The organism is Streptomyces chlorus, assembly GCF_042655885.1.
Taxonomy (GTDB): domain Bacteria; phylum Actinomycetota; class Actinomycetes; order Streptomycetales; family Streptomycetaceae; genus Streptomyces; species Streptomyces chlorus.
Genome location: NZ_JBHSOA010000070.1, coordinates 115,268 through 137,380 on the forward strand (window position 1 = coordinate 115,268; position 22,113 = coordinate 137,380).

General features: G+C 72.6%; 23 protein-coding genes. 12 read left to right on the forward strand and 11 right to left on the reverse strand.

The window, feature by feature from the left end; genetic code table 11:
• Positions 1-86: 86 nt before the first annotated feature.
• Both ACFPZI_RS28675 and ACFPZI_RS28680 read right to left on the reverse strand, forming a co-directional pair.
• Complete coding sequence (locus ACFPZI_RS28675) at positions 87-1,628, reverse strand: APC family permease (protein ID WP_381368882.1); 1,542 nt, start codon at positions 1,626-1,628, stop codon at positions 87-89.
• A gap of 110 nt (positions 1,629-1,738) precedes the next feature.
• The gene (locus ACFPZI_RS28680) at positions 1,739-2,689 is read right to left on the reverse strand and encodes a hypothetical protein (RefSeq protein ID WP_381368885.1); all 951 of its coding nucleotides are present in this window, start codon (positions 2,687-2,689) and stop codon (positions 1,739-1,741) included.
• Between the two features lie 322 nt (positions 2,690-3,011).
• On the opposite strand from ACFPZI_RS28680, the gene ACFPZI_RS28685 reads away from it, so the two are divergent.
• Genes ACFPZI_RS28685 through ACFPZI_RS28700 form a run of 4 tightly spaced genes read left to right on the forward strand, consistent with a single transcriptional unit; the run spans position 3,012 to position 5,259 of the window.
• Positions 3,012-3,905, forward strand: coding sequence for a DMT family transporter (locus ACFPZI_RS28685; RefSeq protein ID WP_381368888.1), 894 nt, complete (start codon positions 3,012-3,014; stop codon positions 3,903-3,905).
• Between the two features lie 51 nt (positions 3,906-3,956).
• A complete protein-coding gene (locus tag ACFPZI_RS28690; RefSeq protein ID WP_381368890.1) occupies positions 3,957-4,484 on the forward strand; it encodes an NUDIX hydrolase in 528 nt (175 codons plus the stop codon).
• A gap of 47 nt (positions 4,485-4,531) precedes the next feature.
• Positions 4,532-4,927 carry a YidH family protein gene (locus ACFPZI_RS28695; RefSeq protein WP_381368893.1) on the forward strand — a complete coding sequence of 132 codons (396 nt, stop codon included), beginning with the start codon at positions 4,532-4,534 and terminating at the stop codon, positions 4,925-4,927.
• Complete coding sequence (locus tag ACFPZI_RS28700) at positions 4,924-5,259, forward strand: DUF202 domain-containing protein (RefSeq protein WP_381368990.1); 336 nt, start codon at positions 4,924-4,926, stop codon at positions 5,257-5,259. The genes ACFPZI_RS28695 and ACFPZI_RS28700 overlap by 4 nt, the downstream gene beginning before the upstream one ends.
• A gap of 25 nt (positions 5,260-5,284) precedes the next feature.
• Here ACFPZI_RS28700 and ACFPZI_RS28705 read toward each other — a convergent pair whose 3' ends face one another.
• Positions 5,285-6,247, reverse strand: coding sequence for an NADP-dependent oxidoreductase (locus ACFPZI_RS28705; RefSeq protein WP_381368896.1), 963 nt, complete (start codon positions 6,245-6,247; stop codon positions 5,285-5,287).
• Between the two features lie 199 nt (positions 6,248-6,446).
• Between ACFPZI_RS28705 and ACFPZI_RS28710 the strand changes: the two genes are divergently transcribed.
• Both ACFPZI_RS28710 and ACFPZI_RS28715 read left to right on the forward strand, forming a co-directional pair.
• On the forward strand, positions 6,447-7,493 hold the full coding sequence (locus ACFPZI_RS28710) for a phosphotransferase family protein (protein ID WP_381368899.1): 1,047 nt from the start codon (positions 6,447-6,449) through the stop codon (positions 7,491-7,493).
• A gap of 3 nt (positions 7,494-7,496) precedes the next feature.
• Positions 7,497-8,711: an acyl-CoA dehydrogenase family protein gene (locus ACFPZI_RS28715; RefSeq protein ID WP_381368902.1), complete on the forward strand. Its 1,215-nt coding sequence runs from the start codon at positions 7,497-7,499 to the stop codon at positions 8,709-8,711.
• Between the two features lie 21 nt (positions 8,712-8,732).
• Here the strand turns inward: ACFPZI_RS28715 and ACFPZI_RS28720 are convergent, their stop codons facing one another.
• Together ACFPZI_RS28720 and ACFPZI_RS28725 are read right to left on the reverse strand one after the other, a co-directional pair.
• Positions 8,733-9,326: a TetR/AcrR family transcriptional regulator gene (locus ACFPZI_RS28720; RefSeq protein ID WP_381368905.1), complete on the reverse strand. Its 594-nt coding sequence runs from the start codon at positions 9,324-9,326 to the stop codon at positions 8,733-8,735.
• Positions 9,327-9,502: 176 nt separating this feature from the next.
• Entirely contained in the window at positions 9,503-10,276 is a 774-nt protein-coding gene (locus tag ACFPZI_RS28725; protein ID WP_381368908.1) for an SDR family oxidoreductase, read from the reverse strand.
• 233 nt (positions 10,277-10,509) lie between these two features.
• Between ACFPZI_RS28725 and ACFPZI_RS28730 the strand changes: the two genes are divergently transcribed.
• Positions 10,510-11,805 (forward strand): exo-beta-N-acetylmuramidase NamZ family protein, encoded by a 1,296-nt coding sequence (locus tag ACFPZI_RS28730; protein WP_381368911.1) that lies wholly within the window; start codon positions 10,510-10,512, stop codon positions 11,803-11,805.
• A gap of 588 nt (positions 11,806-12,393) precedes the next feature.
• Entirely contained in the window at positions 12,394-12,996 is a 603-nt protein-coding gene (locus ACFPZI_RS28735; protein WP_381368914.1) for a hypothetical protein, read from the forward strand.
• 39 nt (positions 12,997-13,035) lie between these two features.
• Here the strand turns inward: ACFPZI_RS28735 and soxR are convergent, their stop codons facing one another.
• On the reverse strand, positions 13,036-13,536 hold the full coding sequence (soxR, locus tag ACFPZI_RS28740; protein WP_381368916.1) for a redox-sensitive transcriptional activator SoxR: 501 nt from the start codon (positions 13,534-13,536) through the stop codon (positions 13,036-13,038).
• 131 nt (positions 13,537-13,667) lie between these two features.
• On the opposite strand from soxR, the gene ACFPZI_RS28745 reads away from it, so the two are divergent.
• Complete coding sequence (locus ACFPZI_RS28745) at positions 13,668-14,129, forward strand: MaoC family dehydratase (RefSeq protein WP_381368918.1); 462 nt, start codon at positions 13,668-13,670, stop codon at positions 14,127-14,129.
• A 62-nt stretch (positions 14,130-14,191) separates the two neighbouring features.
• On the opposite strand, the gene ACFPZI_RS28750 is transcribed toward ACFPZI_RS28745, so the two are convergent.
• From ACFPZI_RS28750 to ACFPZI_RS28760, 3 genes are all read right to left on the reverse strand, one after another.
• Positions 14,192-14,839 carry a TetR/AcrR family transcriptional regulator gene (locus ACFPZI_RS28750; RefSeq protein ID WP_381368921.1) on the reverse strand — a complete coding sequence of 216 codons (648 nt, stop codon included), beginning with the start codon at positions 14,837-14,839 and terminating at the stop codon, positions 14,192-14,194.
• Positions 14,840-14,955: 116 nt separating this feature from the next.
• Positions 14,956-15,243 (reverse strand): YiaA/YiaB family inner membrane protein, encoded by a 288-nt coding sequence (locus tag ACFPZI_RS28755; protein WP_381368923.1) that lies wholly within the window; start codon positions 15,241-15,243, stop codon positions 14,956-14,958.
• Between the two features lie 141 nt (positions 15,244-15,384).
• On the reverse strand, positions 15,385-16,572 hold the full coding sequence (locus ACFPZI_RS28760) for an acyl-CoA dehydrogenase family protein (RefSeq protein WP_381368926.1): 1,188 nt from the start codon (positions 16,570-16,572) through the stop codon (positions 15,385-15,387).
• A 69-nt stretch (positions 16,573-16,641) separates the two neighbouring features.
• Here ACFPZI_RS28760 and ACFPZI_RS28765 point away from each other — a divergent pair, with 69 nt between their 5' ends.
• The 3 genes from ACFPZI_RS28765 (at position 16,642) to ACFPZI_RS28775 (ending at position 19,260) form a co-directional block, all read left to right on the forward strand.
• Positions 16,642-17,283: a TetR/AcrR family transcriptional regulator gene (locus ACFPZI_RS28765; protein WP_381368929.1), complete on the forward strand. Its 642-nt coding sequence runs from the start codon at positions 16,642-16,644 to the stop codon at positions 17,281-17,283.
• 92 nt (positions 17,284-17,375) lie between these two features.
• Positions 17,376-18,086, forward strand: a complete 711-nt coding sequence (locus ACFPZI_RS28770; RefSeq protein WP_381368932.1) for an ArsR/SmtB family transcription factor — start codon at positions 17,376-17,378, stop codon at positions 18,084-18,086.
• Positions 18,087-18,216: 130 nt separating this feature from the next.
• Positions 18,217-19,260 carry a DMT family transporter gene (locus tag ACFPZI_RS28775; RefSeq protein WP_381368935.1) on the forward strand — a complete coding sequence of 348 codons (1,044 nt, stop codon included), beginning with the start codon at positions 18,217-18,219 and terminating at the stop codon, positions 19,258-19,260.
• A 160-nt stretch (positions 19,261-19,420) separates the two neighbouring features.
• On the opposite strand, the gene ACFPZI_RS28780 is transcribed toward ACFPZI_RS28775, so the two are convergent.
• A complete protein-coding gene (locus ACFPZI_RS28780) occupies positions 19,421-20,506 on the reverse strand; it encodes a Zn-dependent alcohol dehydrogenase (protein WP_381368938.1) in 1,086 nt (361 codons plus the stop codon).
• Positions 20,507-20,594: 88 nt separating this feature from the next.
• Positions 20,595-21,983 (reverse strand): aldehyde dehydrogenase family protein, encoded by a 1,389-nt coding sequence (locus ACFPZI_RS28785; protein WP_381368941.1) that lies wholly within the window; start codon positions 21,981-21,983, stop codon positions 20,595-20,597.
• Between the last annotated feature and the right edge of the window lie 130 nt (positions 21,984-22,113).

Consider the following 22,113-nt stretch of genomic DNA (forward strand, 5'->3'; position numbering starts at 1 on the left):
CCGCGGCACCGCCCCTGGGGCGGTGCCGCGGTCGCGGCCGTTGTCCGTGGTCCTCAGGACCGCCGGCCACACGCCGGCGGCACGGGCTACGGCTTGCGCTCGGCTTCCTTGTCCAGCTGGAACGCCTCGTTGCCGAGCCCGATACGGGCGTGCGTCCCGGGGGCGCGGGAGCGCAGCACCAGGCCCTGGACCAGGCCGGCGACGAGGGCCAGCCCGATGATGCCGGGCAGCAGCAGGCTCAGGGCGGAGCCGGGGCCGGCGCCGACGAGTACGTCGAAGTCCTTGACGGTGTAGCCGGCGATCACGGTCAGGGCAAGGCCCGCCAGCGCCGAGGTGACCAGCCGCCAGGCCTGGGCGCCCGCGGCACCGCGGCGGACGAAGAAGACGACGACGGACAGCGAGGCGATCGCCATCAGGACGATCACGCCGAGGGCGCCGACGTTGCCGAACCAGGTGAACAGGTGCAGGACGGGCGCGGTCGGGTCGCCGGCCGGCTTGTCGTCGGTGAGCGCGAAGGCGAGGACGAGCACCGCGGCGATGCCCGTCTGGAGCAGCGACCCGGTGCCGGGGGCGCCGCTGGTGCCGGTGGTGCGGCCGAAGGCGGCGGGCAGCAGGCCCTCGCGGCCCATGGCGAAGGCGTACCGGGCGACGACGTTGTGGAAGCTGAGCATCGCGGCGAACATCCCGGTGACGAAGAGGATGTGCAGGACGTCCGTGAAGGTGCCGCCGAGCCGGGACTCGGTGAGGAAGAACAGCAGTCCCGCGCTCTGCTCCTGCGAGGTGGCGACGATGCCCGCGGGACCGGTGGCGACGGTGAGGGCCCAACTGCTGATCGCGAAGAACACGGCGACGCCCGTGACGGCCAGGAACATCACGCGCGGCACCAGGACGTGCGGCCTGCTGGTCTCCTCCGCGTACACCGGGGCCTGTTCGAAGCCGAGGAAGGCCGCGATGCAGAAGCACAGGGCGGTGCCGACGCCGGCGCCGGTGAGGGTGTCCGGGTTGAAGGCGTGCAGCGACAGCCCTTCCTTGCCCGGGTCGGCGATCGCGGCGACGTCGAAGACGACGACCAGGAGCACCTCGATGACCAGCAGGACGCCGAGCACGCGCGCGTTCACGTCGATCTTGAGCCAGCCCAGCGCGCCGACGGCGGCCAGGGCCACCAGCGACAGTATCCACCAGGCGACCTCGAGGTCGGCGTAGGTGGCGAAGAGCCCCGAGACCTCGAAGCCGAAGATGCCGTAGATGCCGACCTGGAGGGCGTTGTAGGCGACCAGCGCGACCATCGCGGCACCCGCGCCGACGGTGCCGCCGAGGCCGCGGGAGATGTACGCGTAGAAGGCACCGGCGTTGTGGACGTGCCGGCTCATCTCGGCGTAGCCGAGGCTGAACAGCACCAGCACGACGCCGAGGACGACGAAGAGCAGCGGCTGGCCCACGATGCCCATCACCGCGAATGTGGTGGGCATGACACCTGCGACAACCATGAGAGGAGCGGTCGCGGCGAGCACGGAGAGCAGCAGACCGCCCGTGCCGAGACGGTCGGCACGCAGGGCGCGCTCCTGCCCCTTGAAGGTGCTGATGCCGTCCGCCGCGGATCTGCTCGTGCTCGAACTGTCCGTCGTCATCGGGAGAACCGTCCTTGGGTCGGGAGTGGGTGCTGCGTGGTGGGTGCTGGTGGTGGATGGAGCAGGCTGGGTGGAGCGGGCTGGGTTCCGGGGGCGGGACGCGGGGTGGGTCATCCGGTGCCGAGGGCGGCGATCCGCGCGGTGCGGAAAGCGGTGAGCGGGTCGCGGTCGGGGTACGACCAGGGGACCGGTGTGACCTTGTCGCCGATCCGGTGGAACAGGGCGGCGGCCTCGGCGCCCCGGCCCTCGCAGACCTTGGCGTGGGCGAGGAAGTTCAGGTCGATCAGGCGGCGCGGATGCTCTTCGTGCTCCCACTCCAGCCACCAGTCGAAGGCGGCCTTCATCACCTGCCGGGCACGGCGGCCCGCCCAGTGTCCGGAGGCGGCCGGGTCGGCGCGCTCGTGACCGGCGGCGGCGAGGGCGCGGTAGCGCTCGGCGTGCGCGATGACCGGCAGGATCGCCAGGGGCGAGTCCGCGGGTGCCTGCTCCGCGGACCAGCCGGCGAAGTCGTAGACCTCGTGCAGCGGGTCCGGGCCCGCCTCCACACGGCGTTCGGCGAGCCAGGCGACCACCAGATGGTGGGCGTGGTGGTGGTCCGCGTACCGGGAGCGGATCTGCTCGAAGACGCGGACCGCGTCGCCGTCGGCACCCCGGGCGCACTCCAGCAGGAGCAGGCCGAGCCAGGGGGTGGGGTCGGCGGGCAGCGCGGCGGCGGCCCGGTGGCAGGCCTCGCGCGCGCGGGCGGGCTTGTCCTTTCCGCGCAGGGCGCGCCGCACCTGGGCCAGGGCGAGCAGGACGGCCCCGTCCCCGGAGTCGGGTTCGGCGAGCAGCCAGTCGCGGGCCCAGGCGGCGCAGGAGGGCTCCCGGGCGAGCACCGTGATCCGGTGCCCGCGGCGGTCCCAGTCGTCCCCCGTGCGCACCAGCAGCGAGCGGCTGTTCTGCCACCGGCCCTGCGCCAGCGCGGCTCGCGCGGCAATGAGTTCTTCGTCGTCGAGGGCCTCGTCGAAGGCCTGTGCCGCCCGTCTGCGGACACGGCCGAGGGGAGGCGGGGGTGGGGACACCGCGGACTTCCTCACGCGCTCTTCTTGTGGTCGTCGGCTCACGACGAGTGGTCGGTACGGCAGTGGTCGGCTGCCGATTGCCATGAGCCGATCACTCACAGCAAACCGTCAGCCAACAGATCACGTCAAGGGCGCCCCATGCGTTACACGCGTCAACTGCGTTCACAAACAGGCGACTTGTGATGCCCCGAGCCGAAAGGTCGCGCAGGCAGCGTGAGGCGGCCGGCATGTCCCACGCTCCGGACAGAGGCGTCGCGGGCGAGTGGTGGCTAGAGTCGGCCTCACGCGTCCGTCACCCCGCACGATCATCGAGGTACGCAGCGTGTCGGTTCCGGTACTGGTCCTCGCCGTGAGTGCCGCGTGCTGCCTGGGCTTCGGTTTCGTCCTCCAGCAGAACGCGGCGCAGCGGGCACCGCTCGGCGATTTCCTCTCCCCCCGGCTCCTTCTCGACCTGATGAAGGTGCCCCGCTGGGTGGGCGGCATGGCCCTCATGGTGGCCGGCATGGCACTCGGCGCGGCGGCCCTGGGCCACGGCGAGCTGTCGCTGGTGGAGCCGCTGCTGGCGACGAACCTGCTGTTCGCGCTGACGCTCTCCCGGCACCAGACGGGCCGGCCCCTGGGCCGCCAGGGCTGGGCGGGCCTCGCGCTGCTCGCGGGCGGGGTGACCGCTTTCGTCGTCGCGGGACAGCCGACGGGCGGCCGTGCGCTCACGGATCCGCTGCGGCACTGGCTGATCATCGGCGGCACGGTCGGGCTGGCCATGCTGCTCACGGGATGCGCCAAGCGGTCCCGGCTCACCGTGGGCCCGGTACTGCTGGCGCTGGCCGCGGGCCTGCTCTACGGCGTGCAGGACGCGCTGACCCGGGTGAGCGGGCAGCGCTTCACCGACGGGGGCTTGGCGGGGCTGCTGAGCGGATGGCAGCCGTACGCGGTGCTGGCGCTGGGTGTGACAGGGCTGGTGCTCGTGCAGAGCGCCTTCGAGACCGCGCCCCTGCGGATGTCCCTGCCGGCCCTGACCGCGGCCCAGCCGCTGGCCGGGATCGCCTGCGGCATCGGCTTCCTCGGGGACCGGCTGCGCACCGACACGGGGGCGCTGGCCTGGGAGGCGTGCGGGCTCGCGGCGATCGTCGTGGGCATCGTGCTGCTGGGGCTGCATCCCGCGATGCCGCCGGGTGTGACCAAGAGGGCGCACATGGGCGATGTGCGGATGGGGTGAGCGGTCGGGCCCGCGCCGGGCGAGGGCCGGCGCCACTGCTTGGATGGCCGTATGAGTGCTGACGAGATCCTCGACATCGTCGACGAGAACGACCGGGTGACCGGCCGGGCCCCGCGCGGCGAGGCCTATGCGCGAAAGCTGCGGCACCGTTGCGCGTTCATCCTGGTCAGGGACGCCGAGGACCGGATCTTCGTGCACCGGCGCACCGCGACGAAACTGGTGTACCCCTCCCTGTACGACATGTTCGTCGGCGGGGTCGTGGGTGCCGGCGAGAGCTACGCCGAGGCGGCCCTGCGCGAGGCCGAGGAGGAACTGGGCGTGTCCGGGCTGCCGCAACCCACGCACCTCTTCACGTTCCGCTACGACGACGGCGACGGGCGGAGCTGGTGGTCGGCGGTCCACGAGGTCCGCTGCGACCTGCCCGTGCGGCCCCAGATCGAGGAGGTGGCCTGGCACGCCTTCCTGACCGAGCCGGAGCTGGAGCGCCGCCTGGGCGAATGGGCATGGACTCCGGACGGTCTGGAAGCGTACGAGCGCCTCAGGGCCCACCGCGGGCAGCCGGACGGCCCGAGCCTGTGAGCCGCACCGGCCATGCCCACGTCCGAGCCCCCGGATAGGGTCGCGGAGTGATCGACTTCATGCGGAACGTCCGGCTGTGGTTCGCGCCCCAGGACGTGCGGCAGGAGGGGGACACGCCCGACTACCGGTTCTCGCTGGCGAACGAGCGCACGTTCCTGGCCTGGCTGCGGACCGCGCTCGCGCTGGTCGGCGGCGGCTTCGCCGTGGACCAGTTCCTGCCGGACCTGCGCTGGGGCTGGCGGGTCGGGCTCGCGCTGGCGCTGCTCGCCGCGGGGGTGCTGTGCGCGCTGCGCGCGGTCAACCACTGGGTGCGCTGCGAGCGGGCCATGCGGCGCAAGGAGGATCTGCCGGTGTCCCGGTTCCCGGTGCTGCTGAGTCTGGTCGTCGCCGCCGTTGCCGTGGCGATGGTCGTCGTCGTGGTGCTCACCGGGTGGAACGGGTGACCGGCCCGGCCGCGGTACGGGCGGACCGGGACCCGGGGCTGCAGCCCGAGCGGACCCGGCTCGCGTGGCGCCGTACGACCCTGGCGTGCACGGTCGCGTCCGTCCTGGCGGTGCGGACCGCGCTGTACGGCGGGGTCTCGGCCGTCGGGGTGGTCCTGTGCGCGTTGTGCTGCGCCTGCTGGCTGGGGTTCCTCCTGGTCGCCCACCGCCGGATCCGTACCCTCTCGGCCACCGGCACCCCGGCCGCGCCCGCCCCGCGGCACCTCACCGCGGCGGTGCTGTGCACCACGGCCCTGGCCGTGTGCGGGGCGGCCCTCGTCCTGCAGAGCTGACGTACGCGGCCGACGGGCGGCCGGCCTACCGGACGCCGCTCGTCTCCCCGCCCGCCGTGTCCCCGTCCACCGTCACCACGATCTTCCCCCTGGTCCGGCCCTCCTGGTTGAGGCGGTGGGCGTCCGCCGCGCGTTCCAGCGGGAACGTCTCGGAGACGTGCACGCTCACCACGCCCTGTTCCGCCAGTTCGGACAGGTGCCCGAGATCCTGCGGGTCGGGGCGGACGAACCAGTAGTGTCCGCCGTACTCCACGACGGCGGGGTCGGTGATCGACGCGAGCCGGCCCCCGGAGACCAGGGCGGTGGCGGAGGCCTTCAGGGCGTCGCCGCCGACCGAGTCGAACACGGCGTCCACGCCGCCCGGGGCCAGCCCTCGCAGCCGCTCGGCGAGGCCGTCACCGTAGGCCACCGGCTCCCCGCCCAGGCTTCGGACGAAGTCGTGGTTACGCTCGCTCGCCGTACCGAGGACGCGGGCACCGAGGTGTGCGGCGAGCTGGACGGCGATGGAGCCGGCGCCGCCGGCCGCGGCGTGCACCAGGACGGTCTCGCCCCGCTTCACCCGCAGGACCTTGTGCAGCACCTGGTAGGCGGTGAGTCCCGCGAGGGGCAGTCCCGCGGCCTCCTCGAAGGACAGGTTGCGCGGCTTGCGCGCGAGGGCCCGTACCGGGGCGGCCACGTACTCGGCGAAGGTGCCGCGGGAGAGGAAGTCCTCGCGCACATAGCCGATGACCTCGTCGCCGGCGGCGAACTCGGGGACGGCGGCGCCCGGTCGTACCACCACGCCCGAGACGTCCCACCCCGGAACCACGGGGAACACCGGGGCCAGGATCTGGTCGAGGTAGCCTTCGCGGCACTTCCAGTCGACCGGGTTGACGGCTGCCGCCCGTACCTTCACGAGCACCGAGTCGGGGCCGACCCGGGGCTCCGGCATCTCCGTGAGTTCGAGTACCTCGGGGCCGCCGTACCGCGCATAGCTGATCGCCTTCATGGGGTAGAGCCTTCGCCGTCGTCCCGCGCCGCGCAAGTGGAATACCGGGCCGGGCCGTTCACGGCACGGCCGCTCTGCCGCACGCCGGCAGGGGCGGGCTTTCCTCGTGGCCCCGATCACGTTTCACCCTCACCCTGGACGGCATACCGACTGGTCGGCATCATGTGTCGGGTACTGTCACCGGCCCGTAGGAGCGAGTATGAGCCCCGACCACCCGCCCGGACTGGATCTCGACCGGCTGGGCGCGCTGCTCGGCCGGGAGCGGCCCGGTCTGGTGAACGGCCCGCTCTCCGGCCGGCTGATCGAGGGCGGCAGGTCGAACCTCACCTACGCGGTCTCCGACGGCACCGCGAAGTGGGTGGTACGGCGTCCCCCGCTCGGGCATGTCCTGGCCACCGCGCACGACATGAAGCGCGAGCACCGCGTGATCAGCGCGCTGCACCCCACTCCCGTTCCGGTGCCCCGCACGGTCCTGCTGTGCGAGGACGAGGAAGTGCTCGGGGCACCCTTCTACGTCATGGAGTTCGTCGAGGGCACCCCGTACCGGACGGCGGACCAGCTGGCGCCGCTCGGCGCGGAGCGCACCCGGCAGGCGGTGCTCGCCCTGGTGGACACGCTGGTCGACCTGCACGCGGTGGACCCCGGTGAGGTGGGCCTGGCCGACTTCGGCCGCCCCGAGGGCTTCCTGGACCGGCAGTTGCGGCGCTGGGGCAAGCAACTGGACGCCTCCCGCAACCGGGAGCTGGCCGGCATCGACGAACTGCACGCCGCGCTCGGCCGGGAGCTGCCCCGCTCCCCCGCGCCGGCCGTGGTGCACGGCGACTACCGCCTGGACAACGTCCTGATCGCGAGCGCCGGCGGGGGCGCCGACTCCATCCGGGCGGTCCTCGACTGGGAGATGTCCACCCTCGGCGATCCGCTGACCGACCTCGGCCTGCTGGTGATGTACGGCATGCCGCTGGGCATGCCCGACTCCCCGGTCTCCACGACCGCCGAGGCCCCGGGGCATCCGTCGCCCGCCGAGCTGATCGAGCGGTACGCCGCCCGGTCGGGCCGCGACGTCTCCGGGGTCGCCTGGTACACGGCGTTCGCCTGGTTCAAGCTCGCGGTGATCCTCGAGGGCATCCACTACCGCTACACGCTGGGGCAGACCGTCGGCCCCGGTTTCGACCGTATCGGCGATCTCGTCCCCGTCTTCATCGAGCACGGTCTGACCACGCTTCGCGAAGGCCTCCGGAAGGGCTGAACCATGGACTTCACGTTCGACGCGCGCACCGAGGAACTGCGGGCCGCGCTCCTCGTCTTCATGGACGAGCACGTCCACCCCGCCGAGCGGGTCGCCGACGAGCAGCGCGCCGCGCTGGACTCGCCCTGGGCGAACCCCCCGGTGGTGGAGGAACTCAAGGCCGAGGCGCGCAGGCAGGGCCTGTGGAACCTCTTTCTGCCCGACTCCGCGTACGGTGCCGGGCTCACCAACCTCCAGTACGCGCCGCTCGCCGAGATCATGGGCCGCTCCCCGCAGTTGGCGCCCACGGCGACGAACTGCGCGGCGCCCGACACCGGCAACATGGAGGTGCTGGCGCAGTTCGGCGACGAGCAGCAGCGGAAGCAGTGGCTGGAGCCGCTGCTGGCGGGTGAGATCCGCTCGGCGTTCGCGATGACCGAACCGGACGTGGCCTCCTCCGACGCCACCAACATCACCACGCGGATCGAGCGGGACGGCGACTCGTACGTCATCACCGGCCGCAAGTGGTACATCTCCGGAGCGATGCACCCGGACTGCAGGATCTTCATCGTGATGGGCAAGACCGACCCGGGCGGGGCGGACGTCCGTCGCCAGCAGTCCATGGTCCTGGTGCCGCGCGACACCCCGGGCATCACGATCACGCGCGCCATGCGGGTGTTCGGCTACGAGGACCACTACCACGGCGGCCATGCCGAGGTGGTCTTCGACCAGGCGCGCGTGCCGGTGTCGCACCTGATCGGCGAGGAGGGCGGCGGCTTCGCCATCGCGCAGGCCCGGCTCGGTCCCGGCCGGATCCACCACTGCATGCGGCTGATCGGCATGGCCGAGCGGGCGATCGAGCTGATGTGCCGGCGGGCCGTGTCCCGTGACGCCTTCGGCAAGGCGCTGGCCCAGCAGGGCGTCGTGCAGAACTGGATCGCGGACGCGCGGGTCGCCGTCGAGCAGCTGCGGCTGCTGGTGCTGAAGACGGCCTGGATGATGGACACGGTCGGCAACCGGGGCGCGCACACCGAGATCCAGGCCATCAAGATCGCCACTCCGCGCACGGTCGTCGGCATCCTCGACCGGGCCATCCAGCTGTACGGCGCGGGCGGGGTCAGCCAGGACCACCCGCTGGCCGAGCTGTACGCGGCCGCCCGGACCCTGATGATCGCCGACGGACCGGACGAGGTGCACCAGCGGTCGCTGGCGCGGCGGGAGATCAAGAAGTACCGGTAGGCCTCCCGGGTCCCCGGCGCCTCAGGGCCGCAGGGCGCGCAGCAGCAGGTCGGCGAGGTGGTCGGCGACCTGCTGCGGGGTGAGGGGGCCGTCGGGGCGGTACCAGGTCGACAGGTGGTGGACGGAGCCGAAGTGGTAGTCCACCACCAGGTCGGCCGGGGTCGCCGTGGAGAACACGCCCGCAGCCTGACCTTCCTCGACCAGCGCGCGGAAGCGCTCGTGGTAGCGGCGGCGCTCGGCCCGTACCTGCTTGTTCTTCTCCGGGCTCAGATGGTGCATGGAGCGGAAGAAGATCGACGCGTCGTCGAGGTTCTCGATCGTCGTGACGACGACGTCGGCCGCCGCGCCCCGCAGGCGCTGCTCGATCGGCTCGTCGGCGTTCGCGTAGGCGTCCAGACGCTCCTGCTGGACGCGCAGCACGCGCGCGTAGACCTCGTGCAGCAGGTCGTCCTTGGAGCCGAAGTAGTGGTAGAGCGCACCCTTGGTGACTCCGGCCGCCTCGACGATCTCCTGCACCGAAGTGCGGTCGTAGCCCTGCTCGGCGAAGAGCCGGGTGGCGGCGGCCAGGAGCCGCTGCGGCACCGGGGGCCCGTCGCCGTCCGTCGTCCTGGCCACTTCCGCCACCTGCCTTCCGTGTCACTGCCGGTCGTCGTCGGACCCTGCCGGTACCGCCGGCCGCCATCGGCCGGGGAACGCGGTCCGTTTCCCCGATGGGGATCTTCCCACCCCTCGGCCCCGGCGCGTCGGGCAGGATCGCATCGCGGTACGCGGGATTTCACCGCGTACCGGTTTCACCGGGTGGACTCCCAGTGCCGCTGGATGCGGTTCATGCCGCCGAGCCAGCGCTCCGGGTCGGCGGCGCGGGCCTGGTAGTACTCGGCGACCTCGGGGTGCGGCAGGATCAGGAAGCGGTCCTCGTCGATGCCGCGGAACAGCGCGTCGGCCACGTCGTCCGGCTCGATCGCGGTCGGCTTGAGGACCAGGTCGCCCGCGCTGCCGCTGGCGGTGAGCATGTCGGTGCGTACGCCCTGGGGGCAGATCGCGTGGACCTTCACCCCGCGGTGGCGGTACGTCAGCGACAGCCACTCGGCGAAGGCGTAGGCGCCGTGCTTGGTGACGCTGTAGGGGGCCGTGCCGATCATGGTGAGCAGTCCGGCGGCGGAGACGGTGGAGACGAAGCGGCCGCTGCCGCGCTCCAGCCAGTCCGGGAGCAGCGCGTGCGCCGCGCGGACGTGGGCCATGACGTTGACGTCCCAGGAGAGCGCCCAGCCCTGCTCGCCGAGGGGTTCGCCGGGTTCCCCGCCGTCGCGGCCGACGCCGGCGTTGGCGCAGTAGACGTCGACCGTGCCGCCGAGCGCCTCGCGGGCGTCGGGGACGACGGACGAGGCGTCGCCCGGGAGGGCGATGCCGCCGATCTCGTCGGCGACGGCCTTGGCGCGGTCGGCGTCCAGGTCGTTGACGACGACCAGGGCCCCCTGGCCGGCGAAGCGTCGGGCGAGTGCCGCCCCGATGCCGCCCCCGGCCCCCGTGACGACCACCTTCGCACCCTGTACGGCTTCCACCATCGGCTCCTTCGGCGCGGCTGCCCGGCTGCTTCTCGACCACGTGACGGTATGACCACGTGGCCACCTCGGTCGCACGACCACGTGGCCGTACGACGCGTCGCGCCAGACTAACCGGTCGGTATGCCGGGTGGAAGAGAAGTGCCGAACGGCGGCGGTCCGGCTCGTTCCCCGAGCGGTTCACGCGCGTTAACGTGCGTGGGCATGACACCGGCAGCGATCACGGAGGTCACGGTATGAGACTGTCCAGACGGAGCCTGCTCGCCACCACCACAGCCACCCTCGCGGCCGCCGCCGCGCCCCCGGCCGCCTTTGCGGCGGCCGCCCAGGGCCCTGCGGAAGGGCACACGGAATCCGGTGCGCAGGCCCCGGTGGCCGGGGGCCGGGGCCTGCGCACCGGCTTCGAGCAGCTCGCCGCGGACGGTTACGCGCCGCTCGACGGGGAGCGGGTCGGCGTGGTCACCAACCCGACGGGCATCACCCGGGACGTACGGCACATCGTCGACGTCATGCACGCCGACGACCGTGTGGACCTGACCGCCGTGTTCGGCCCCGAGCACGGTTTCCGGGGCACCGCGCAGGCGGGCGGCGCGGAGGGCCGCCACGACGACCCGGCGACCGGTCTGCCCGTCTACGACACGTACCTGAAGAGCGGCCGGCCGCTCGCCGACATCTTCACCGCGTCGGGCGTCGACACGGTCGTCTTCGACATCCAGGACGCGGGCGCCCGCTTCTACACGTACATCTGGACGCTGTACGACTGCATGGAGGCGGCGCAGCTCGCGGGCAAGCGGTTCGTGGTCCTCGACCGGCCGAACCCGGTGACCGGGCGGGCCGCCCTGGGGCCCGTGCTGCACCCGGAGTTCGCGACGTTCGTCGGGCGGCAGCCGATCGCGCAGGCGCACGGGATGACGGTGGCGGAGCTGGCGCGGCTGTTCAACGCCGAGTTCCTGACCGAGCCGGTGCGGCTGGAGACGGTACGGATGTCGGGCTGGCGGCGGTCCGACTTCTACGACGCCTCGGGGCTGCCCTGGGTGCCGCCCAGCCCGAACATGCCGACACCCGAGACGGCCCTGGTGTACGCGGGGACGTGTCTGTTCGAGGGCACCAACCTGTCCGAGGGGCGCGGGACGACCCGGCCGTTCGAGCTCCTGGGCGCGGAGGGGATCGACGGGCGCTGGGCGGCCGAGGCGAACGGCCTGGGCCTGGCGGGCGTGCGGCTGCGTGAGGCGTACTTCGCTCCCACGTTCTCCAAGTTCCAGGGGAAGACGGTCGGGGGTGTGCAACTCCATGTGCACGACCGGGAGGCGTTCGATCCGGTGCGTACGGGGGTGGGGCTGCTGGTGAGCGCGAAGCGGACGTGGAGCGGGTTCGCCTGGCGCCCGGACCACTGGATCGACAGGCTCACCGGCTCCGAGCGGGTGCGCACGATGATCGACGCGGGCGCGGACACGGACGAGGTGGTGGCCGGCTGGCGGGAGGAACTGGGGGCGTTCCGGCGGACGCGGCGGGAGTACCTGCTGTACCGCTGAGCGTGCGTCTCGGGCACCGGCGCCCCGGACAGCGGCCGACCGCCGCCGTCCGGGGCGCTCGGCGTGTGCCGGCCCCCACCGCTGTCACCTGCGCGGACACCGTCTCGGCGGCGCGCTGTGGGACAGCGGGGTGATCAGGGACGCGATCGGCGCGCATAACGCCGCGGTCTTCAGGAACCCGTGGAAGCCGCGGGGAGTTCTCTGTCTGTCGAGGGTGGTGCGCGCGGTACGCCGCGGCACGGTGCCTCCCCCGACGGGGCCGGAGTGCCGGGACGTTCCCGCCGGGCATGCGCACGGGCCACCCCGGGCAGTCGCCGAGGACCGGGGCGGCGAGGGGAACGGCGAGGGAGACGACCATGGATATGGCCATGGACATGACCGTGGAACGGACCACGGAGACGCCGTGGGGAACCACAACTGAAACATGGGTCAAGGAAGTTGACTCACAGCTCCGCGCGACCGGCCGAGGGAGGCCGCCGGAAAAAGGAGGGAGCCGATTTGCTTGTCGATACGTCTATTCGACGACGTCCGTTCGACGACGCCGAAGTAACCGGATTACAGGTGCAGGTGTGACGGAGGTGCAGGACGATGGCCGGTTTCCGAAGTCTGGCGAGACAGGTCCGAGATCCGCGGTGCGACCTGGCACTGCGGCGCTATTCGCTGCGCAAGTGCCTTGAGCGGTTCGCTCCGTACGGGCACAGGGCGACCTGGGACCATCTGTGCGCGCGTGCGGGATTCGACCCCGAGGACCGCTCCGTCGACCCGGCGCGGCTCGTGGCCGCACTGGACGAGCTGGAGGAGGCCCGCGCGGTCTGGCTGGGCTACGAGGTGGAGTTCGCCGAGCGCCGCAGGAAGGAGAAGCACGGCGGCCTGCGCAGGCCGGGCAGTGTGGACGACTGGCACCGGCTGACCTGGGGCGGTTTCGGCGTGGCCTGGTGCGACGACCCGCGGGTGCATCCGCGGGAGCCGCTGGCCGAGGTGCTGCGGCGGCTGATCGCCGCGCTGGAGCGCGAGCCGGGTGCGGCCTGCCCCGTGTGCCGGGGGGCGCGGCTCAGGTGGCGGTACGGCCTGGACCACGAGCCGTCGGCGGGACCGGTCTGCGCGGACTGCGGAATCCTGGTGCCGCGCCCCGTCCTGACGACCGAGGCTCTGGCGGACGCCAGGCGGTCGAAGGTGCTGGTGTCGGCCTGAGGAGTGTGGGGGTGCGCCGGGGATGCCGCGCCCCCACTGTCACGCGGTGCCGGTGCCGGCCTGCGGGGTGCCCGGCCCGGGGAGTCCTTTCTCGGCCAGCAGCCGGGAGCCCGTCAGACGGTCGCCGAAGACGTCGTCCGGGTTGGACAGGACGCAGGTGTCCAGCGAGAGGCAGCCGCAGCCGATGCAGTCGGTGAGGTGGTCGCGCAGCCTGTTGAGCTGCTTGATGCGCTCGTCCAGCTCCGCACGCCACGCCTCGGAGAGGTGGGCCCAGTCGTCCCGGGTGGGGGTACGTTCCTGGGGCAGTTCGGCGAGCGCCCCGCGGATCGTGGCGAGCGGGATACCGACCCGCTGGGCGGCCCGGATGAAAGCGACCCGGCGCAGGGTGTCACGGGTGTAGCGGCGCTGGTTGCCCGAGGTGCGTCGGCTGCTGATCAGACCCTTGGACTCGTAGAAGTGCAGGGCCGAGACGGCGGCGCCGCTGCGCGCGGCGAGCCGGCCGACCGTGAGCTCGTGGATCTTCTCCGGAATCTGGGGCACGCCTCGAAGGCTACCCACCCCGCCGCGGCTGCGGGTCCGTTGACAAGGGCCGCACGGCCGACCATGCTAAGCAGTCGCTTAGGCATGCGCGCGAGTGGCGCGTGCCATCACGTGACGCGGAAGGCCGGGACATGGCAGAGCCGAGAATCTTCACGTCCGTCGACGACCTGAAGGCGGCGGTGGGTGAGCAGCTGGGGTACACGGACTGGCTGGAGGTCGACCAGAAGCGGATCGATCTGTTCGCCGAGGCCACCGGTGACCACCAGTGGATCCACGTCGATCCGGAGCGGGCCGCGGCGGGGCCGTTCGGCACGACCATCGCGCACGGCTATCTGACGCTGTCGCTGCTGCCGCTGTTCGGCCCGCAGCTGCTCTCCGTCGAGGGCGTGAAGATGGGCGTCAACTACGGTACGAACAAGGTGCGTTTCCCCGCGTCCGTCCCGGTGGGATCGCGGGTGCGTGCCACCGCGAAGGTCACCGCCGTCGACGAGGTGGGGGGCGGTGTCCAGGTGACCACGGCGTTCACCGTGGAGCGCGAGGGCGGCGACAAGCCGGTGTGCGTGGCCGAGTCGGTGGCCCGGTACTACCTCTGAGGCCCGGCGGGACTGTCCCTGAGACCCGGCGGGACCACCTCTGAGGCCCGGCGGGCCGTGCGCTACTCCTCCCGGGTCGTGTCCGTGCGCTCGGCGCCGACCATGCGCAGGACGAGGTCGGCGTAGAGGGCGCCGACCTCCTCGGGGGTGCGGGAGCCGTTGACGTTGAACCAGCGCGCCACGTCGATGCAGAGGGAGAGCACGGCGAGGGTGGTCCCCCGCACGTCGAGGACGTCGAACTCGCCCGAGCGCACACCCTCCTCGATGATCCCGCGCACCTCGGCGTCGACCTGCCGGCGCAGGGCGATGATCTCGGCGCGGGCATCGGGGCCGAGCGAGTCGAGTTCGTACTGCACGACCCGTGCGGTGGTGCGTCCGCCCGCGTGCCAGCGGACGAAGGAGCTCACCGCCTCGGCGAGGCGCCCGGTCGGGCTGCCCTCGGCGCGGGCCGCGGTACGCAGGATGTCCAGGGCCTTCTCGTGGCCGATCCTGCTGATGCGGTGGAGCAGCTCTTCCTTGGTCTTGTAGTGGATGTAGAGCGCGGCCGGGCTCATGCCGGCGCGGCCCGCGATGTCGCGGGTCGTCGTGGCGTGGTAGCCACGCTCCGCGAACGCCTCGACGGCGGCGAGCAGCAGCCGTCGGGCCGCGTCGGGCGTGACCTCACCCCACGGCTGCGCCTCGGCGCCGGCCGTCTCCTCCGCCGTACTCATCGCTCACCCCATTCACTGGCAGGGGTAACACCCTACCGGCAAGGGTGAGCGATCGCTTAGGGGCAGTCTCCTGCCCGCTCATCCGAGCGGGGACCGGTCACCGTCCCGCGGAGTGCTCACAGCTTCTCGAAGGGGTCGTGCTCCGCAAGGAGCTTCTCCAGCCGCGCCTGGTCCACCCGGCTCACAATCCGGCCGGCCTCCTGACGGTCGCGGATGACCTTGGCCAGGGTGAAGGCGGAGGTGACGAGGTACAGGACGGCGATCGCCATGAAGCCGCGCACCCAGGCGTCGGCCTCGAGCCGGACGATGCCGAAGGCGGTCGCCCCCAGGGCGACGGCGAACGATGCGACGGCCTGACCGTAGAAGGCCGCCGTGTTCTGCTGCTTGACCGGTGTGTCACTCATGGGGAACAGGGTCGGCGACCGCGGCACTCCGCGCATCCGTCGGGATACTCAGATCCACCACGGACCGGCTACTCGGACCGGCCGGTCCGCCCCGTCCGGTCCGCCCTTTCCGTACCGTCCCGCCCGGCGGCCTGCCTCGTCTCAGAACGCCGAAACCCCGGTCAGCGCACGCCCGATGACCAGCTTCTGGATCTGGCTCGTGCCCTCGTAGAGCGTCATGACGCGGGCGTCGCGCAGCAGCTTGCCCGCCGGGTACTCGTCGATGTAGCCGTAACCGCCGTAGACCTGGAGGGCGTTGTTGGCGGCGCGCACGGCCGCCTCCGAGGCGAAGAGCTTGGCCTTGGAGGACTCGACGGCGAACGGCTGCCCACGATCGATCAGGTCGGCGACCCGCCAGGTCAGCAGCCGGGCGGCGTCGACGTCCACGGCGATGTCGCTGATCAGTTCCTGGACGAGCTGGTGATGGGCGATGGTCTTCCCGAACTGCTCGCGCTCCCCCGCGTACCGCACGGCCGCGTCGAGCGCGGCCTGGGCTATGCCGACGCAGCCCGCGGCGACCGACATACGGCCCTTGGCGAGGGCGGACATGGCGACCGAGAAGCCCTTTCCCTCGGGGGCCAGCATTGCGGACGCGGGCACGCGTACGTCCTCCAGCACCAGCTCGGCGGTGGCCTGGCCGCGCAGGCCGAGCTTGCCGTGCAGGGCGCGACGGGTCAGGCCGGGGGTGTCGGCGGGCACGAGGAAGGCGGACACACCCTTGTGGCCGGGGGCGTCGGTGGACCGGGCGAACAGCAGAACGACATCGGCCCAGGTGCCGTTGGTGATGAACATCTTGGTGCCGTTGATGACGTAGTCTCCCCCACTCTCGGCTCCGCTCGAGCGGGAGGTGCCTCCACCGTCGCGCACCGCACGGGTGGAGAGGTTCCCGGCGTCGGAACCGGTACCCGGCTCGGTGAGGCCGAAGCAGCCGACGTATGCGCCGGAGGTGAGCCCGGGGAGCCAGGTCCGCTTCTGCTCCTCGCTGCCCCACGCGGCGACGGTCTTGGCGACCAGCCCCAGGGACACGGAGACGATCCCGCGCACGGAGGAGTCGCCGCGGCCCAGCTCCTCGGTGACCAGGCAGTACGCGAGATGGTCGCCGCCACAGCCGCCGTACCGCTCGTCGATCGTCAGCCCGAGGAAGCCGAGGTCGCCCAGTTTCTTCACGATGCCCCGGTCGACCTCTTCGGCACGGTCCCAGGCCGTGGCGTGGGGCGCGACCTCACGCTCGACGAAGTCCCGGGCGAGCCGGCGGACGGCGCTCTGCTCCTCGCTGAGCTCCAGGTTCATGACAGTCACCCAACCCCGGGATTTTAATTACCACTGCTAGTTTTCTGGTCCAGCCCTACTATGTGCGCCATGGCCCGACCGCGCAAGCCCTTGCTCAGCACCGACCGGATCGTCGAGACGGCACGGGAGCTCGTGGACGCGGAGGGCCTGGCGGCCCTCTCCACGCGTCGGCTCGCCGCACAGCTGGGGGTCAGCGGGCCCTCGCTCTACAACCACTTCCGCACCAAGGACGAGATCCTGGAGGCGGTGGCCGACTCGGTGAGCGCGCTGGTCGACCTGTCGATGTTCGAGGACGGCCGGGACTGGCGGACCTCGCTGCACGACTGGGCCGTCTCCTACCGGGCAGCGCTGCGCGCCCACCCCAACATCGTGCCGGTCCTGGCGCGCGGCCCCGGCCGCCGCCCGGCCGCCCTGCGGCTTGCCGACGCGGTCTACGGCGCGATGGTCGAGGCGGGCTGGCCGCCCCCGCAGGCCACGTCCATCGGCGCGCTGATGCGGTACTTCATCATGGGTTCGGCGCTCGGCTCCTTCGCCGGGGGTTTCGTGGACGACGCCGGCGCCTACGACCCCGCCGACTATCCCCACCTCGGTCAGGCCCATCTGCTCGCCGAGAAGCAGGAGAAGATCGACGAGCGAGCCTTCGAGACGGGCCTGACGGCGCTGCTGGACGGCTTGACGGGGCAGTACGAGCAGGCGCGGGGCACCGAGTAGGGCGTCCGCGGGCGGCACGGGCGCGGACCGTGGGACGGTACGACCGTACGGTTCGGCCGTCGCCGAAGTGTCCGTACCGCATGCTGGGACGCATGACCACGAAGGACCCCCGAGCCGCCGGACTCGCACGGCTCGCCGGGCTGATCGCCGACGAGACCCGGGCCGCGTGTCTGCTGGCACTGCTGGACGGCCGGGCGTGGACGGCGGGCGAGCTGGCGCGGCACGCGGGTGTCGCCCCCTCCACACTGAGCGAGCATCTGGGCAAGCTCGTCGCCGGCGGGCTGCTCGCCGAGGAACGGCAGGGCCGGCACCGGTACGTACGGCTCGCCGACGCGCGAGTCGCCCAGCTGGTGGAGGAACTGACCGCGCAGGTCGCCCCGGGTGCGCACCGGCGTCCGCGCACCCTGCGGCAGGCGGGTGCGGACTCGGCGACGGCCCGCGGGCGGACCTGCTACGACCATCTCGCCGGCCGGCTCGGAATCGCGCTCACGGACGCGTTCACGGCCCGCGGGCTGCTGCTCCAGGACACCGGGTTCGCGCTCACCGAGGCGGGCCTGCGCTGGTTCGACGCCCTCGGCATCGGCCTCGACCGGCGCGGCCGCCGCCCGCTGGCCCGCGCCTGTCTGGACTGGACGGAACGCCGCCCCCACCTCGCCGGAGCCGCCGGGGCGGCTCTGTGCCGGCACGCCCTGGGCGTGCGGTGGTGCGTCCGCATCGGTTCCGAGCGCGCGGTGAAGGTGACGCAGGAGGGCGAGCGGGCGCTGTCGGAACTGCTGGGAATCGAGGAGTCGGCCCTGCGGTGACCGGCGCCCACCGCACCGCTCCGCTCACTCCGCCATGACCAGCTCCGTACGCCCGTACGCTCCGTACGCCCGTACGCTCCGTCCGAAAACCGCGAGCCTGCGGGATCCTTCCCCTCCTAACCTCTGGATCATGATGAACGTCTTCCGTCCGCGCCCCACCCGACGTGCGGAACTGCTCGCCGCCGGGGCCGCCACCGTCACCGTGGTGCTGTGGGCCTCCGCCTTCGTGTCGATCCGCAGCGCGGGGGCCGCCTACTCGCCGGGGGCACTCGCCCTCGGGCGGCTGGCCTCCGGCGTGCTGGTGCTGGGGACGATCTGCCTGTGGCGGAGGGAAGGGATACCGCCGCGCTCCGCGTGGCGCGGGATCATGGTGTCGGGGGTGCTCTGGTTCGGCTTCTACATGGTCGTCCTCAACTGGGGCGAGCAGCAGGTCGACGCGGGCACCGCGGCCCTCGTGGTGAATGTCGGGCCGATCCTCATCGCGCTGCTCGGCGCCCGGCTGCTCGGGGACTCGGTGCCGCCGCGGCTGCTGGCCGGCATGGCCGTGTCGTTCGCCGGGGCGGTGACCGTGGGGCTGTCGATGTCCGGCGAGGGCGGCTCATCGGTGCTCGGGGTGGTGCTGTGTCTGCTGGCGGCGATGGCGTACGCGGCGGGCGTGGTCGCGCAGAAGCCCGCCCTGGGGACGGGGAGCCCCCTGCAGGTGACGACGTACGGGTGCCTGATCGGGGCGGTGGTGTGTCTGCCCTTCGCCGGGCAGCTCGTCCGGGAGGCCGCCGACGCGCCCGTCTCCGCCACACTCAACATGGTCTACCTGGGCGTCTTCCCGACCGCCCTCGCGTTCACCACCTGGGCCTACGCCCTGACCAGGACGACCGCGAGCCGCATGGGCGCGACCACGTACGCGGTGCCCGCCCTGGTCGTGCTGATGTCCTGGCTCGCGCTGGGCGAGGTACCGGGCCCGCTCACCCTGCTGGGAGGCGCCCTGTGCCTCGCGGGCGTGGCGGTGTCGCGGTCACGGGCCGGGGCGGGGCTGCGGGCGGGGTCCGGGACCGCGGGTCCGGCGGGCACGGTCCCGGCCCCGGCCCCGGAGGAGCCCCGGGAAAAGACACACGGCGTCCGGGAGGCACCGGCCGTGCGGGAGGTGCGGCCCGACCGGGCGTCCGGCTCGGCATGACCAAGCGCCCGACGCCCCGCCCCCGAGGGAAACTCCGGAGCATCACGGCCCACGGCCGGACCCGGGTCCGTTGCGCAACACCCACCTACCGGGTGACGCCGTGCACGTTCCCCGGACTCCGATCGAACGGCAAAACCTCCGCTCGCCGTACCGGGTCCTTCTAGAAGACCACCAGGGCCCGTCCTCCCTTGCCCGCCAGCATGTTGTCGAAGGCGGCCGGGATGCCCTCCAGGGCGATCCGTTCCGTCACCAGGGCGCCCAGGTCCAGCCGGCCCGCCCGGATGTGCCCGGCGAGGACGGGGAGGTCGCGGGCGGGGTCGGAGTTGCCGTAGACGCAGCCGGACAGGGTCCTGCCCCAGTGGAAGATCTCCAGGGCGTTGAAGGTGACCTGCTGGTCCTTGCCGCCGATGCCGACGACCGCGGTGCGTCCGCCGCGCCGGGTGGATTCCCAGGCGGTGCGGATGGTGGTCGCGCGGCCCACGCACTCGACGGCCACGTCCACGCCCTGCTTCCCGGTGAGGGCCCGGATCTCGCGGGCGGTGGCGTCCGAGGCCACGACGTACTCGGTCGCCCCGGCGGAGCGGGCCAGCTCCTCCTTCGCCGGGGAGACGTCGACCGCGACGATCGTCGCCGCGCCCGCGATCCGGGCCGCCTGGAGGGCTGCGAGGCCCACTCCCCCGACGCCGAACACCGCGACCGACTCACCGGGCCGGACCTGCGCGCAGTGGTGGACGGCCCCGTAGCCGGTGAGCACGGCGCAGCCGAGCAGGGCGGCGTCGGTGAGCGGCACGCCGTCGGGGGCGGGCAGGACGCAGGACGCGGGCACCACCGTCTCCTCGGCGAAGGCGGCGACGTTCAGGCCGGGGTGGAGCGCGGTGCCGTCGTCGGCACGGTGAGCGTGCACCGCGGCGGCGCCGCTCAGGGCATCGGCGCACAGCCATACCTCGCCGCGCGCGCAGGCGGGGCAGGCACCGCAGGAGGGCGCCCAGTTGAGGACGACGCCGTCGCCGGGCGCGACATGGGTGACGCCCTCGCCGACGGAGACGACCGTGCCGGCCCCCTCGTGGCCCAGCACCGCCGGGACCGGGAGACGCATGGTGCCGTTGGTCAGGGACAGGTCGGAGTGGCAGACCCCGGCTGCGGCGAGCCGGACCCGGACCTTCCCGGGGCCGGGCTCGGGCAGGTCGATCCCCGTGATCTCCAACGGGGCGTCGACGGCGGACAGTACAGCGGCGCGGACAACCATGGCAGTGGGACTCCCCTGGAACCGGATGGACTTGGTCAGTGCTCGAGGAACTGGGCCCGAGCCGGGTCAGAACTGGCTCAGAAATGGCTCAGAACTGGAGGGACTTGGTCTGGAGGTACTCGGTCAGGCCGTGCACACCGAGTTCGCGGCCCACGCCCGACTGCTTGTAACCGCCGAAGGGCGCGAGGGGGTTGAAGCGGCCGCCGTTGATGTCGACCTGGCCGGTCTCCATGCGGCGGGCGAATGCCACCGCCTGCGCCTCGTCGGCGGCCCAGACCGCGCCGGCGAGTCCGTAGACGGTGCCGTTGGCGATGCGCAGGGCGTCCTCCTCGTCCTCGTAGCGCAGGACGGACAGGACGGGGCCGAAGATCTCCTCCTGGGCGATGGTCATGTCCGGGGTGACGTCGGCGAAGACGGTGGGGCTGACGAAGCAGCCCTGCTCGCGCGGCGCGTCGGGGCCACCGGCGACCAGGCGCGCACCCTCGGCGACGCCCTTCTCGATGTAACCACGCACCCGTTCCTGCTGCTTGGCGTTGACGAGGGGGCCGATACGGTCGCCGTACTTGGCGGCGGCGGCCGCGGCGAGCTCGACGGCCTCGTCGTACTGGTCGCGGTGGACCAGCATGCGGGTCCAGGCGCTGCACGTCTGGCCGGAGTTGGACATCACGTTGGCGACCCCGACGTTGACCGCCCGTGCCAGATCGGCGCCGGGGAGGATCACGTTGGCGGACTTGCCGCCGAGTTCGAGGGCGACCTTCTTGACGGCGGCCGCGGCAACGGCGCCGATCCGGCGGCCGACGGCGGTGGAGCCGGTGAAGGAGACCAGGTCGACGCCCGGGTGTTCGGCGAGGGCCTGGCCCGCCACCGGGCCGAGTCCGGTGACCAGGTTGAACACGCCCGCCGGGACGCCGGCCTCGTGCATCGCCTCCGCGAGGAGCCGGGCCACCAGCGGGGTGTCCTCTGCGGGCTTGACGACGATGGTGCAGCCGGCGGCGAGGGCCGGGGCGGCCTTGGCGACGATCTGGTGCAGGGGGTAGTTCCAGGGGGTGATCGCGCCGACCACACCGACCGGCTCGTGGAGGACGGTCGAGTTGCCCGTCCGCTCCTCGAAGGGGTACGTCGCCGCCAGCTCGGCGTACGAGCCCGCCACCACGATCGGCACGGCCGCGTGCACGGTCTGCGAGAGCTTCGGGGGTGCTCCGAGTTCGGCGGTCACCGTCCGCGCGATCTCGTCCTGCCGGGCCACCAGCACGTCACGGAGGACGGCGAGACGGGTCGCGCGCTCGGCGGGCGCGGTCGCGGCCCAGGCGGGGAGGGCGGCGCGGGCCGCCCGCACGGCGGCGTCGACATCCTCGACCGTGCCCGCGGGGACGGTGGCGATCACCTGCCCGTCGGCCGGGTTCACGACCTCGATCACGTCCGGACCGGCGGCGGGGCGCCAGGCGCCGCCGATGTACATGCCGTCGTATGCCTTCATCGCGTTTCCTCCGGGGCGGGGCGTCGTCGTCCACCTCATAAACTAGCGGCGCTAATTTAATGACGCCAGGGGGACACGGACACGGCTCGGCAGCGGCTGGTGCGGGGACGGGGGCGTCCGGGCGGGCCGC

Excerpts from the sequence above, each read along its gene's own strand:
- ACFPZI_RS28765 (WP_381368929.1), top strand. The coding sequence starts at position 16,642 with ATGGCCCGACCGCGCAAGCCCTTGCTCAGCACCGACCGGATCGTCGAG.
- ACFPZI_RS28770 (WP_381368932.1), top strand. The coding sequence starts at position 17,376 with ATGACCACGAAGGACCCCCGAGCCGCCGGACTCGCACGGCTCGCCGGG.
- ACFPZI_RS28780 (WP_381368938.1), bottom strand. The coding sequence starts at position 20,506 with ATGGTTGTCCGCGCCGCTGTACTGTCCGCCGTCGACGCCCCGTTGGAG.
- ACFPZI_RS28735 (WP_381368914.1), top strand. The coding sequence starts at position 12,394 with ATGGCCGGTTTCCGAAGTCTGGCGAGACAGGTCCGAGATCCGCGGTGC.
- ACFPZI_RS28745 (WP_381368918.1), top strand. The coding sequence starts at position 13,668 with ATGGCAGAGCCGAGAATCTTCACGTCCGTCGACGACCTGAAGGCGGCG.
- ACFPZI_RS28760 (WP_381368926.1), bottom strand. The coding sequence starts at position 16,572 with ATGAACCTGGAGCTCAGCGAGGAGCAGAGCGCCGTCCGCCGGCTCGCC.
- ACFPZI_RS28705 (WP_381368896.1), bottom strand. The coding sequence starts at position 6,247 with ATGAAGGCGATCAGCTATGCGCGGTACGGCGGCCCCGAGGTACTCGAA.
- ACFPZI_RS28675 (WP_381368882.1), bottom strand. The coding sequence starts at position 1,628 with ATGACGACGGACAGTTCGAGCACGAGCAGATCCGCGGCGGACGGCATC.
- ACFPZI_RS28715 (WP_381368902.1), top strand. The coding sequence starts at position 7,497 with ATGGACTTCACGTTCGACGCGCGCACCGAGGAACTGCGGGCCGCGCTC.
- ACFPZI_RS28690 (WP_381368890.1), top strand. The coding sequence starts at position 3,957 with ATGAGTGCTGACGAGATCCTCGACATCGTCGACGAGAACGACCGGGTG.
- ACFPZI_RS28730 (WP_381368911.1), top strand. The coding sequence starts at position 10,510 with ATGAGACTGTCCAGACGGAGCCTGCTCGCCACCACCACAGCCACCCTC.
- ACFPZI_RS28750 (WP_381368921.1), bottom strand. The coding sequence starts at position 14,839 with ATGAGTACGGCGGAGGAGACGGCCGGCGCCGAGGCGCAGCCGTGGGGT.
- ACFPZI_RS28755 (WP_381368923.1), bottom strand. The coding sequence starts at position 15,243 with ATGAGTGACACACCGGTCAAGCAGCAGAACACGGCGGCCTTCTACGGT.
- ACFPZI_RS28710 (WP_381368899.1), top strand. The coding sequence starts at position 6,447 with ATGAGCCCCGACCACCCGCCCGGACTGGATCTCGACCGGCTGGGCGCG.
- ACFPZI_RS28785 (WP_381368941.1), bottom strand. The coding sequence starts at position 21,983 with ATGAAGGCATACGACGGCATGTACATCGGCGGCGCCTGGCGCCCCGCC.
- ACFPZI_RS28775 (WP_381368935.1), top strand. The coding sequence starts at position 18,217 with ATGATGAACGTCTTCCGTCCGCGCCCCACCCGACGTGCGGAACTGCTC.
- ACFPZI_RS28725 (WP_381368908.1), bottom strand. The coding sequence starts at position 10,276 with ATGGTGGAAGCCGTACAGGGTGCGAAGGTGGTCGTCACGGGGGCCGGG.